13 protein-coding genes and 1 pseudogene are annotated in these 10376 nt (G+C 65.1%); 5 read left to right on the forward strand and 9 right to left on the reverse strand.

The window, feature by feature from the left end; all coding sequences use genetic code 11:
- Window positions 1-27: 27 nt before the first annotated feature.
- The 5 genes from BN4332_RS25785 to BN4332_RS25810 all read left to right on the forward strand — a co-directional run bounded on the left by BN4332_RS25785 (window position 28) and on the right by BN4332_RS25810 (window position 3576).
- Window positions 28-285 carry a DUF7161 family protein gene (locus tag BN4332_RS25785; RefSeq protein WP_066902294.1) on the forward strand — a complete coding sequence of 86 codons (258 nt, stop codon included), beginning with the start codon at window positions 28-30 and terminating at the stop codon, window positions 283-285.
- A 2-nt stretch (window positions 286-287) separates the two neighbouring features.
- Window positions 288-518, forward strand: coding sequence for a hypothetical protein (locus BN4332_RS25790; protein ID WP_066902295.1), 231 nt, complete (start codon window positions 288-290; stop codon window positions 516-518).
- A 1368-nt stretch (window positions 519-1886) separates the two neighbouring features.
- Window positions 1887-2828 (forward strand): WXG100-like domain-containing protein, encoded by a 942-nt coding sequence (locus BN4332_RS25800; RefSeq protein ID WP_066902297.1) that lies wholly within the window; start codon window positions 1887-1889, stop codon window positions 2826-2828.
- Between the two features lie 2 nt (window positions 2829-2830).
- Window positions 2831-3283 carry a YbaB/EbfC family nucleoid-associated protein gene (locus tag BN4332_RS25805; RefSeq protein ID WP_066902298.1) on the forward strand — a complete coding sequence of 151 codons (453 nt, stop codon included), beginning with the start codon at window positions 2831-2833 and terminating at the stop codon, window positions 3281-3283.
- Complete coding sequence (locus BN4332_RS25810) at window positions 3280-3576, forward strand: hypothetical protein (protein ID WP_066902299.1); 297 nt, start codon at window positions 3280-3282, stop codon at window positions 3574-3576. The genes BN4332_RS25805 and BN4332_RS25810 overlap by 4 nt, the downstream gene beginning before the upstream one ends.
- 1533 nt (window positions 3577-5109) lie before the next feature.
- Here BN4332_RS25810 and BN4332_RS25820 read toward each other — a convergent pair.
- The 9 genes and pseudogenes from BN4332_RS25820 to BN4332_RS33380 form a co-directional block, all read right to left on the reverse strand.
- On the reverse strand, window positions 5110-5430 hold the full coding sequence (locus BN4332_RS25820) for a hypothetical protein (RefSeq protein ID WP_066902301.1): 321 nt from the start codon (window positions 5428-5430) through the stop codon (window positions 5110-5112).
- 39 nt (window positions 5431-5469) lie between these two features.
- On the reverse strand, window positions 5470-6486 hold the full coding sequence (locus BN4332_RS25825) for a 3-oxoacyl-[acyl-carrier-protein] synthase III C-terminal domain-containing protein (RefSeq protein WP_084459411.1): 1017 nt from the start codon (window positions 6484-6486) through the stop codon (window positions 5470-5472).
- Window positions 6473-7252, reverse strand: a complete 780-nt coding sequence (locus BN4332_RS25830) for an ESX secretion-associated protein EspG (protein WP_066902303.1) — start codon at window positions 7250-7252, stop codon at window positions 6473-6475. The genes BN4332_RS25825 and BN4332_RS25830 overlap by 14 nt, the downstream gene beginning before the upstream one ends.
- Before the next feature lie 98 nt (window positions 7253-7350).
- Window positions 7351-7635 carry a hypothetical protein gene (locus BN4332_RS25835; RefSeq protein WP_160110935.1) on the reverse strand — a complete coding sequence of 95 codons (285 nt, stop codon included), beginning with the start codon at window positions 7633-7635 and terminating at the stop codon, window positions 7351-7353.
- 26 nt (window positions 7636-7661) lie between these two features.
- Window positions 7662-7931, reverse strand: coding sequence for a WXG100 family type VII secretion target (locus tag BN4332_RS25840; RefSeq protein ID WP_066902305.1), 270 nt, complete (start codon window positions 7929-7931; stop codon window positions 7662-7664).
- A gap of 79 nt (window positions 7932-8010) precedes the next feature.
- A complete protein-coding gene (locus BN4332_RS25845) occupies window positions 8011-8424 on the reverse strand; it encodes an ESX secretion-associated protein EspG (protein WP_066902306.1) in 414 nt (137 codons plus the stop codon).
- Between the two features lie 141 nt (window positions 8425-8565).
- On the reverse strand, window positions 8566-9648 hold the full coding sequence (locus BN4332_RS25850; RefSeq protein WP_066902307.1) for a PPE domain-containing protein: 1083 nt from the start codon (window positions 9646-9648) through the stop codon (window positions 8566-8568).
- Between the two features lie 57 nt (window positions 9649-9705).
- Complete coding sequence (locus tag BN4332_RS25855) at window positions 9706-9999, reverse strand: PE domain-containing protein (protein WP_066902308.1); 294 nt, start codon at window positions 9997-9999, stop codon at window positions 9706-9708.
- 24 nt (window positions 10000-10023) lie between these two features.
- Window positions 10024-10376 (reverse strand): annotated as a pseudogene (locus tag BN4332_RS33380) (hypothetical protein); the annotation flags it as partial.

A 10376-nucleotide genomic window follows, 5' to 3' on the forward strand; every position in this document is an offset into this window, starting at 1 on the left:
CGACGAGCGCTCGCGCGAGGAGCCGACATGACCGACGAGCGGTACACGCCGCTGCGCCACGACCAGTCCGGGCTGCGCGGTAAGCGCGCCCGGGTGCTGGTCGAGGAACCCACTGACGAGATCGACTGGCCGGCTAACCTGCCGGCCGGGATCGAGAACGTGATCATCGTGGACGATGCTCCGAACCCGCACCACACGCTGCGGGTACACCCGACCGATGATCCAGACCGGGTGGCGTTGGTGGTTTTCGACCAGCTGGCGCTGTACGACGGTGACGAGGAGTAGGCATGGACCCCCGACGGATCGAACTCAACCGCAAGCACAGCCGCGAGATGGGTGCGCTGTTCAACCAATTCCTGGAGCTTCATCCGGATGTCGAATCCGAGGTCAACGGTGCCCAAATGACGCCGGAGCAGGATGCGGCCTGGACCGAATTCAGCGCCCAGTTGCTGGCACGTCACCAGGCGGAGCGCTCCACGCTCGCCGACGTCATCGAAGCTGAACGAGAGGGAAGGTAGACGCAATGGAAGCGGCACAGGCAATCTCGTTGGTCGCGGATTGGATCCGCTCGCGTGGGCTGGATTACCCGACGGACGGACTCGCGGCGGATCGGTTCGATACCGGCTGGAGCGTGTACGCCCCGGTCGAGGTCGACGAAAGCGATCCGATGGCCTTCCTCGACATCCCGGTGGGACGGTCCACCTTCCTGGTAGGTGATTCGGGACGGATCGAGGAGGTGTCGTCATCGATCCCGCCGCAGCAGGCCCGTGATCAGTTCAGTGCCACCGAACGCGCGACGGCTCCGGCTCCCGGTATCGCCGACGAAGCGGCCTTCATGGCCGAGTTCGAGAAGCAGTTCAACGCCGCGGCCGGCGACAGCCCGAGCGCGATCGCCGATTTCACCGTCGTCGAACCGGCTCCCGCGGACTCGGATTCCCGCGCTGACCCCGCCGCGGCGGACGAGGCCATCGCCGAAGAAGCGTCGCGGCTGCTGGAGCCGATCGCGCAGCAACTGGCGGCGCTCGGCCCAGGAGGCTGGGAGGAATACACCGCCGAGTTCGCCTTCACGGTGTCCTCGCAGATAGCGCAATTGCAGTTCTATGCGGCCGACCGTGCCGGTCTGGTGCCGGTGCCACAGTCGATCGCCGACCTGGTCCGTCAACAACGCGAGGTATCGGCCCGGATGAGTGCCGGGCCGTGGTGGCGGCTGCTGCTGAACGTGACCAGCAACGGTGAGATGGCCGTCAACTACGACTACGGGGACGAGCCGTTCCCAGAAGACCAGCTGGTCACCCCTGAGTACTACCGGGACGACCTCGAGGCCTATCCGCGCACCCATCTGCCGGTTTGGCTTGCCGCGTATGTCGCCGGACCCGAGGCGCAGGGCCGCGNGGAACGACAGCGTGCTGAACACCCGAAATCGGAATGGTCTGTTGACTTTCTGCTACTGGTGGTCGAGCGGCCGCTGGCACCGCGGGGGCAGCGACACCTCCGGTGAACTCGAAGCGGCCCTGCCTGCGATCTGGACTCCGGATGCGACCGCCGCGGCGATGGCGGCTCAAACCGGCTCCGTCGCAACGGATCACTGCCGCGCGGTACTGGCCGCGGCGAGCCGGGGAAGCGCTAGCTTCGACGACGTCTCCACGCTGTTGGCCAACCTGCCCGACGCACAGGTGGATGCTGCCGCAAACCAGTTGAGCCTCGCGGGATTGCTTGGCACGTAATGTCTTAATACATTGCGCTGCAATAACTTCGGTCTGACTGACTTCGAACTGGCCGGTAGCTGAACTCTTGGCGAACAAGGGTGCGCCGAATGGCGCGTGCCGATGACTGGCCATAGCGTCGATCAAGATGCTGCACGGAACATTTGGCCGGCGGGGGTTCGCGTGACCCTGCAGATTCCCGCTTCGCTCCAGTGGGTCTCCTACCTGGTGGGCTATCAGTGGCCCAAAGGCGACGAAGACGCCATGTACCGGATCGGCGGCGAGTGGGGTGATCGAGCCGGGCAACTGACGAGTCTGTCGCCTGAGCTGAACATCATGCGGGCACGTACCCGCGCCGTGCTGCAAGGTGTGACGGGCGGGGCTGCCGACAAAGAGTTCGCGTTGTTGTTCGACGGGGAGGCCTCCGTCGACAAGCTGGCCGAGGCGATGGGGGCGTTGGGCACCCTCGCCGAAAGCACCGGCAAGAACATCGAATACACCAAGCTACAGATCCTGACCTCGCTGGTGATCGCGGCGTTCGAGATCTCCTGGGCCCTGGCTCAGACGTCGGTGACGTTCGGCGCGTCGGCAGCCGCGATCCCGGTCATCGAAGGGACCACCTCCGTCGCCATCCGCCAGGTGGTGGCGATGTTGCTCAAAGACATCATGACCGACCTGGGCAAGGCGATGACGAAGACGACGGTGCACCGGATCGTCAAGAAGTCCGGCGTCGAGGCGGCTGAGGCCGTCGGCCAGGAACTGTTCATCCAGGGGGTGCAACAGTCCAAGGGACACCAGCAGGGCTACGACTGGAATCGGTTGGGCACGGTCGCGGTGGCGAACTCGGTCGGCGGCGCGGCCCAGGGCACCGTCAGCATCTACGGCCAGCGGGCGCTGGGCAATTCAACGGCAAAAGGCGCGGTGGTCGGATATGCCGCGGGCATGTCCAAGAAGGTGGCCGGTTCGTTGGCCACCGGTCAGCCTCTCGACATCGTCGCGATTCTCGGCTCGGCACCCACGGCCGCCACCGGTGCGGTGCGCGGTAGGGCTGCCGCGCACAGCACCAGGGCGTCGACGGCGGACGGGGGCGGTGCCGCCGCGGCCAGTGGCGGAGACGGGGACTAGCGATGGACCCCGACGCCGCGCGACATGAGCTCATCGACGCGCTCGCACTTGTGCAGGAACAGCTCGCCGATCTTGCCGCCGTCGAGAGGGCACGGACAGCCTTGTCCGCCACCGCCACTCGCGCGGACGGGACCGTCGCGGTGACCGTGGACTCAGACGGCGTCGTCATCCAGACGGTGGTCAGCGAATCCTATTTGGAAGAACACGAAATGGCCGACCTCGGCGCTCACCTCACCGCGGCGGCCCAAGACGCCGCACGAGATGCCGGGCTGAGACTCTCCGAACTCCTTGCACCGCTGGCTCAGCGCCGTGAGCGGATGCCCTCACTGTCCGACATCGTCGACGGTGCGCCGGATCTCAGGGACCTGTTGTCACCGCCGACCCGTCATCCGCACGACGCCTGCGATGGCGACGACGACCCGAACGCCTATCCCACCGTGAGGAGTGTGCGATGACAGAGCCGCTGAGCGTCACGCCGTACGAGCTGCGAGCAACCGCACGGTACCTGGCCTACATCAGCGCCGAGATGAAAGCTGTGCATTCCGGATTGATGGACATGCTCAGCAGTGAAGGCGAAGCGTGGGGGCACGACAAGATCGGCAAGCGGTTCGCCGACGGCGCCAAGGGGTATGTCGCCCAGCGCGATTGGGTCGACGGCTCGATCACCGCCAAGACCGACCTGCTCGACTTCTATGCCGACGGCTTGCGGGTCACCGCCGATGCGCTCGAACAGCAAGACAATCCCTGACTCAGTCTGAGCGCCCCGGCGTGAAGTTCTGCGTCCGGGCCGGTTGCACCGGAGTGTTCTGAACGGCCGAGTCAGGTTGCCAACCGTTCCCTCGCTGAGGAATACGGCGGCGGAACTCGGGCTGCTCGGCCGGCGCGCTCTCGGCCTGTGCCGCTTCCTCGTCGGCCCCGACCACCGGCACCGACGCATCGGGGTTCCCGATCACATCCTTGCCGTTCTTCTTGCGCCGCAACGCCTTGTTGACCTGATGGCCCTTGCCGTTCTGATCGCCGGCCCGCTGGCCCGCCGCCGGNGGCCGCATCCATGGCTTGGCCGATCGCATCCTTGGCAGCGCCGGTGGCCGAGTCGATAGCGGACTTGACCGGATCGGTCAGGCTGTCGAGCGCGTCCTTGGTGGGATCAGTGGTGGAATCGTTCTGGTCGATCGGCTTGTTCTTGTCATCGATCGGTTGATCGGGCTTGAACTTGTCCAACGGATTCTTGTCCATGTTCAGCTTGTCGAGGGGCGGGGTGCCGCCGCCACCACCGAGGCCCGGTGTTTTCGGACCGCCGGGGCCACCGGGGTTCCCCGGACCGCCCGGTCCACCGGGAGCCGTCGGATCCCCGTACTTCATGTTCGGCGGCGTCGGAAGATTGGGGAAGTTCTTCGTCACCGCCACCACGGCCGGGGTGTACACATTCTGGAACAACTGAACGGCCTTCTGGTAGGCGTCGATCGAGCGGTTGATCTCGTCGAGCTGTTTGAGTGCATCTGCCGCGGTCACGTAACCGTCGTCGTTGTTGCGCAGGTAGCCGCTGCCGTCAATGTGATACTTGGAGTTGAAATCGTTGATGCGATCGTCCAGTTCCTTCTTGTTGAACTGGCCCTTGTCGATCAGCTGATCGTTGGCGTCCTTGGGAAAATCGTCACGCACACGAGTGAACGCGTCTTTCAATACGGTGAGCCGGTTGGCGATGGCATCGGAAGCCGGCGTGAAATCGTAGATCGCGCTCTTCGTTACCTGTGTCGACGCGGCTTCGGCCGCCGCGGCACTGTCGCCGGACCACTTTCCGGTGATTGCCGTGGTGACGGTTTCCTTGAAGTTCTCCGACTCCGTCTTGAGCGTGTTGCCGTGGCTCTTCCAATCCGAGGCCAGCTCTTCGATCTTGGCGGGATTGAGTGAATCCCGCTCGGCACGCATGAAGACGAACTCTTTGTCCTCCCAGTTCAGGGATTCGGGACCGGTGAGCTCGTCCTGGACTTCCAGATACGTGCTGTTGTCGGAGATCAATCCGGGGACCTCGCCGAGGAGATCGCTGTTGGGCTGATACTGACTGACCCTGTTCTCGTCCTGCAGATTCGAGTTCAGCTGGATGAACTTGCCGTCATCGCCGATCAGGGCAGCGCGTTTGGGGTAGTTGGAATTCGTGACGAACGCGTTGTCATAGACGGCACCACTGCGGCCCTCTTCGTTGGTGCTCGTGCCCATGGTTGCACCGAGGTAATTGCCGAAGCCACTCATGATGTCCTCACGCTGTTCGTCCGGGGTGCGACTAGTCGTTCTGGTTGGAGCGCATGGCTTCCGCAGCGTCGCGGGCGGTCTTGACGAAGGCCTGCGACTGCGACAACTGTTCGGTCAGATACTCCGTCAAAGCCTTGCCGCGGGCATCGAAAACCTTCTGCACCAGGACCGCGAGGGGGTTGGCCGGTGTGCCGAAGTATCCGGTTGTCTCGTCGAGGGCGTCGTTGATCAGGGTTTCGAGGCTTTCCTCGTACGGCTCGAAGACCCGGTTGACCTCTGCGATCACGGTCGGATCGAGGTAGAGCTTCTTGTTCGCGGCGTCGGCGTTCAGGCCGGCCCATGGGTTGGTCATGATGCTCCTCTGCACTGATCGGTCAGGCGAATATCGGTGTCACGCTGAGGCATTGAATGGCAGTGTCACCTCTTTCTCGATGCGCAGGATGACTGCCGCCGAATTGACGAAGTTGCCGGCCGCGAACAACAGGACCAGGTCGCCCACCTTGGCGATCCCGTTGTTCATCAGATACGCAAGGCTGACGCAGAAATCCGACACGGTCAGGTGACCGAACTGTGCGGCGTAGGAACGCAGCCCGGGCGTGGGGCGCAGCAAGGTTTGCTTCGCCAGCGTGTCCGTCACGTACTCCGGCTCGATGAATGACGGGGCGAACCAATCGATGTCGTCGGGTGTGACACCCGCGCGTTCGATGCACTCGGTCACGGTGGCGATGGCGATCTGGAAACTCGCCATCGCGTTGTCGGCCACTGTGCCCGAACCGCGCCGGTCGTAGTCCTCCCACCGCGCGATCCAATCCGCCAGGGTCGGGAATCTCGGATCGTCGATGCCGCTGCCGGCGCTGCCGTGCATCATGCCGGCAGACGGATTGTGCGATCGTGCCGAGGCCGACACGATCCGGGCGAACCCATCGGTTCGGCTCAACAGGGCGCAGAACCCGCTGTCGCCCAGCAGTGATCCTTCGGTGGCCGGACTGGCCGCGTACTCATGCCGGTCGAAGTAGAAGATGCTGTCCCCACCCGTCACCATCGCATGGTCACCGGCCCAACCCGCCTGCAGCACCGCATCGGCGAGCATCACGCCGTACAGTCCGCCGGAACAGAACTGCCGGATCTCCGTCGCGGAACCGGCGGACGTTCGGCCCAGCACCGACTGCTGGATGGAATTCTGGACGGGCCAAAAATGCTCGCCTTGGTAGAGGGTGCCGCAATGGAAAGAGGCGGCCATGCTGTCGGCCGCCGCGGACAGCGCGGAGGCGTCGATCTGACGCGCGGCGCAGTCCACCATCTCGTGCACCGACTGCATCTCGGAGGCTTCCGTCGCGAGATGTTTGGGGCGGCCTTGACTGTCTGTGCCCTCGGGCACGTAGAGAGAGACCGCGCTAAGGAAGGGCATCGAAATCTCGATCCGCCTGCTCGGCAGAGAGCTTCTCCGCCAGTGCTTCCGACTGCCGTTTCTCGATCTTCTTGAAGACCTGCATCAGGTTGGGCACCGTTGCCGGAATGATCTGAAACGACTTCACACCTTCGTTCACGATGTACGCGCCGTCGTCGGCGACGTTGATCACCGTCAGGTGGGTGGCATCGCGCAGCTGGTAGTCCTTCGTGAACTCCGCGGAACCGCTCAACAGAATCTGCGCGGTGATCTTCGCGTCCCGCAGCGCCGAGGTCGGTGTCTCGTCCTCGAGCAGTTCTTCCTTGCGCGGCCGGGTTCCGGGCTTGTACGCGGGCAGTGCCTCCAGTACAACCTGCGGGAAATCGATGTTCACACAGCCGATGATCTGCACGTCGGCGCCGAAGATGAGCTGCTCGCCGGGGTCCTGGGTGATGACCGCGCAGTACCCGGTCGTGCCGATCACTCCGAGTAGTCGATAGATCTGGCCGGACTCGATCTGGCCGAACCCCTGGAGCAGGTAGGCCGGGTACCGCAGGGCTTCGAGAATGCGGACCCGATTCGGGGTCAGGCTGCCGCGCAGCCGGGCCAGCGCCTCCCGGCGATCGGCTTCGACCTCGGACATGTACTTGGGTCCACGATGGCGGTAGGACAGTGGGGACGGCAGCCGGTCCAGGCCAAGTGCCTCCCAGGCGCAACGGAACTCGAAGCCGCTCATGAACCATGGTTCGACGCCATGGCGCAGTGGGGCCACCTCATCGGTGATCATGCTGAGCCCCTTACTCTCTCGCTGGTGATGAACGGACGCGCAAGCGGGCCCGGTCGTCGATGGTGCCGACAACCGAGCCCGCCGACAAGACCGCCGTGCTAGAAGCCGCCCGCGAGGTGGGCGTCGAGCGCCGCCGCGTCCTCCTGCGACTGGTTGCCGCCGGACCGGGTCTGGGTGATCTCGTTGAGGATCGCGTCCATCTGCTCCAGGATCTGAATCTGCTTGCTGTGCAGCGTGGCTGCGGCCTCGCCCTCATACACGCCCTGCAGCGCGGCGAAGACCTGACTGACCTCCTCGCGCATGGCCTGCGCGTTGTTGGTCGTGCCCTGGATGTCGTCCAGAGACGAGTAGTTGGCTCCGTACTGGTAATTGATGCTGCTCATGTCCATTGATCAAACCCTTTCGATGTCTAGTCAGCGTCGTGGGTGACAAGTGCGTTGATGTCGGACTTACCCTTGTCGACGATCTGCTGCAGGTTGTTGATGACGTAGTTGAAGTCTTCGTTGTGCTGCGTCATGATGCCGCGGAACTTCGCCGCCCTGCCGCCAGTCCACGAGCTGGACGTCATGGCCTCGGTGGATTCGAGGATCTGGGCGGCCAGCCGCCGGACATCCATCATCTGTTGGTCGATGTTCTCGATTTTCTTCTGAGCTTCGTCAGGTGTCAGATGGAGCGCCATGCCTTACCTCTCTTGGTCGAACCCGGCGCGAATCGCCGGACGGTGGTTGTGAATTCACTGATGAACACGGGGAGCGGATCTAGCAGTCCCCCCATCTGTAGCCGGACAGCTCGACGAGTTGACCGATGGCCTGCTTGATGGTGTGGTCCGACCCCGGTTTCAGGGTGGTCCACAACTGGCCACTGGGTGAGGCGCTCGGTGCACCGACGACACGTCCGCGTTTGGTGTAGAAGATGCCGACCGCCCCGGCCGATCGCGAGACGCGATCGGTGTCGTCGTCGAGTGCGTAGTAGACGATCTCGGCGAACGCCAGCCGGGCGGCCAACGCCGAGCCGAGCAGCATCGCCGAACGCGGATCGGCGCCCAGTGCCCGGATTCGGTCTGACAACTCGGTGGCGTCATGGGTACCGGACAGGGACTGACTGACCTCGGCGAGTGGCCCGCCGACCGGGTTGATCTCGGCGGGGGTGGCCGCAGGCAGCGCCCGCAGCAAGGCCTGTCTCTTATTACCATCTNTCGGTGGGGTGCCGCGGTCGCAGGTCGAGAACTAGCGGCAACGCCTGGACGCCGAGACGGGTTGCCAGGACATGCATTTCGTCGTCGTTGACAACGACCGGCGAATCCAGGGCGGTGGTCATAGGTTCAGCCCCCGGTCGACGCCGATCACCGGGGGAGTGACCCAGCGGTTGTCCACCTGCTCGAGTGTGCGTTCCGGCTCGTCGGCGAAGCCCTCACCCGCGGGTACCTCGGGGGCCGCGAGTTCGTCGAACACCGCGGTGTCAGGTCCCCAGCTGACGTTCGAGACCAGGAACGGCGCGTCGTTCTGCTGTGCGGCGGGCAGCCACGGCTGGCCCGCGTCCGAAACACCGGCGCCCGGTTCACCCGCCCCGTCCAGCGTCGCCGCGGGCTGCACGGATTCGTAATCGCGCTGCTGGTCGTTGCGGCCCATGGCGCCGAACGGCGCATACGGCGCCCCACCCATGCCTGTGCCCGAGGAGCCTCCGGTACCGGCGAAACCGGTCTTCTGCAACGCTTTCGGGTCGCTGGTCGACTTGACGGCGGGTGCGAACATCGGTGCCAATGGCGGCGGGGGCACCGCGGCGGCGCCCCCGCCCGCCCCGGCACCCCCGCCGGCAGCGGCTTCCGCGCCCTCTTCGGCCTTGAGCGCGTTGCCGTTGGACACTTGCGGGGGCAGTGGCTGTTCCCACGGCTGTGCCAGGGGAACCACGGCCTCTTCGTACTGCTGCATGACGGCTGCCGCGTTGGCCTGGTCGGCGGTGGCGGCCGCGTCGAATTCGGCGAAGGTGCCGGTCAATACGGCACCGTTGTACGCGGCGAGGGAGGCCATCATGTCCTGGGCGGTCTTGGCCTCGATGGCCTCCGACACGCTCGGCATGGCGAGCACCGCCACGGTGTTGGCCACGGCGGCCTCTTCGGCGCGCTGACCGTTACCCGCCGCGCTCAGGCTGATCGCCTGCAACCACTTGCCGAATTCCTCCAGGCGCTGGGCCGCGGCCGTGGAGGCCTGGCTGTCCCATACGGTGCGCAGCCGCGCCACGAGCTTGTCGAAATCGGTGGAGACGTTCGCCAATTCGTTGGCTACCCGAACCCAGGCAGCGCCGGCTCCGCCAACCGAGGCCGGACCCGGCCCCTCGGTGAGGTCGCGCGCCAGCTGTTCGGTGCTGCGCGACTCCCACGCAACGTTGGTGAACCCCACGCCCAGATCCCTCCCCTCGCCGACGAAAAATCGGATGTAACAGCTGACCTGCGATGGTTAGTCGACGAAGCCCTCCGATGCGGCGATGTTGGACGAATGGCCGCGCAGGGTCGCCGCCACCTCGTGCATCTCGGTCAGCCCCTGATCGGTCGAGGTGCCGAACTGGGTGTGAACCTCGTTGAGGGTCTGGGCGACTCGCTGCGACACCTCGTCGCGGGCGGACGCGGTGACCGTCAGGTTGGGGGCCTCGTCGGTCATCACTCGTTGTACGCGGTTGGCGAGTTCGTCGAGTTGACGGCTGATCTCCTGCACCTCGGCGGGCTGGATGGACATGCCGGCGCTGTCGGCCATAACACTTCTCCTTATCGAGGTTGACTAGATCCGGAGTTCGACGTCCGGGGTCTGATACGGGTCGGCCTCCCCGAGCACCGGGGGAGCCGCAGTGCCGAGATCGCCGACGATCTCGCTGCCTTGATCGGTGGTATGCAGGAACGATGCCGAGGTGTGGTTGTTGCTCGACGAGGCATTGGCGCCTTGTCCGCCCATCGGGGCATACGGACCACCCATCATGCCGGGCGCCCCGACGCCGCCCACCCGTGGGGCGGTTGATTGCGCTGGCGCGCTGGCGGTTTCGGCCTGCAGCATCGCCGTCATCGGCAGTGAGCGAGGGGCCGACGCTCCGCCGGCCGCGAATCCACCGCCCCCGCCGCCCCGGCCGGCCCCCGCCA

Source organism: Mycolicibacterium houstonense (assembly GCF_900078665.2).
Lineage (GTDB): Bacteria > Actinomycetota > Actinomycetes > Mycobacteriales > Mycobacteriaceae > Mycobacterium > Mycobacterium houstonense.

What these genes read in the sequence shown, in the direction of transcription:
- BN4332_RS25785 (WP_066902294.1), top strand. Translation starts at nt 28, where the DNA reads ATGACCGACGAGCGGTACACGCCGCTGCGCCACGACCAGTCCGGGCTG.
- BN4332_RS25790 (WP_066902295.1), top strand. Translation starts at nt 288, where the DNA reads ATGGACCCCCGACGGATCGAACTCAACCGCAAGCACAGCCGCGAGATG.
- BN4332_RS25805 (WP_066902298.1), top strand. Translation starts at nt 2,831, where the DNA reads ATGGACCCCGACGCCGCGCGACATGAGCTCATCGACGCGCTCGCACTT.
- BN4332_RS25810 (WP_066902299.1), top strand. Translation starts at nt 3,280, where the DNA reads ATGACAGAGCCGCTGAGCGTCACGCCGTACGAGCTGCGAGCAACCGCA.
- BN4332_RS25820 (WP_066902301.1), bottom strand. Translation starts at nt 5,430, where the DNA reads ATGACCAACCCATGGGCCGGCCTGAACGCCGACGCCGCGAACAAGAAG.
- BN4332_RS25825 (WP_084459411.1), bottom strand. Translation starts at nt 6,486, where the DNA reads ATGCCCTTCCTTAGCGCGGTCTCTCTCTACGTGCCCGAGGGCACAGAC.
- BN4332_RS25830 (WP_066902303.1), bottom strand. Translation starts at nt 7,252, where the DNA reads ATGATCACCGATGAGGTGGCCCCACTGCGCCATGGCGTCGAACCATGG.
- BN4332_RS25835 (WP_160110935.1), bottom strand. Translation starts at nt 7,635, where the DNA reads ATGAGCAGCATCAATTACCAGTACGGAGCCAACTACTCGTCTCTGGAC.
- BN4332_RS25840 (WP_066902305.1), bottom strand. Translation starts at nt 7,931, where the DNA reads ATGGCGCTCCATCTGACACCTGACGAAGCTCAGAAGAAAATCGAGAAC.
- BN4332_RS25855 (WP_066902308.1), bottom strand. Translation starts at nt 9,999, where the DNA reads ATGGCCGACAGCGCCGGCATGTCCATCCAGCCCGCCGAGGTGCAGGAG.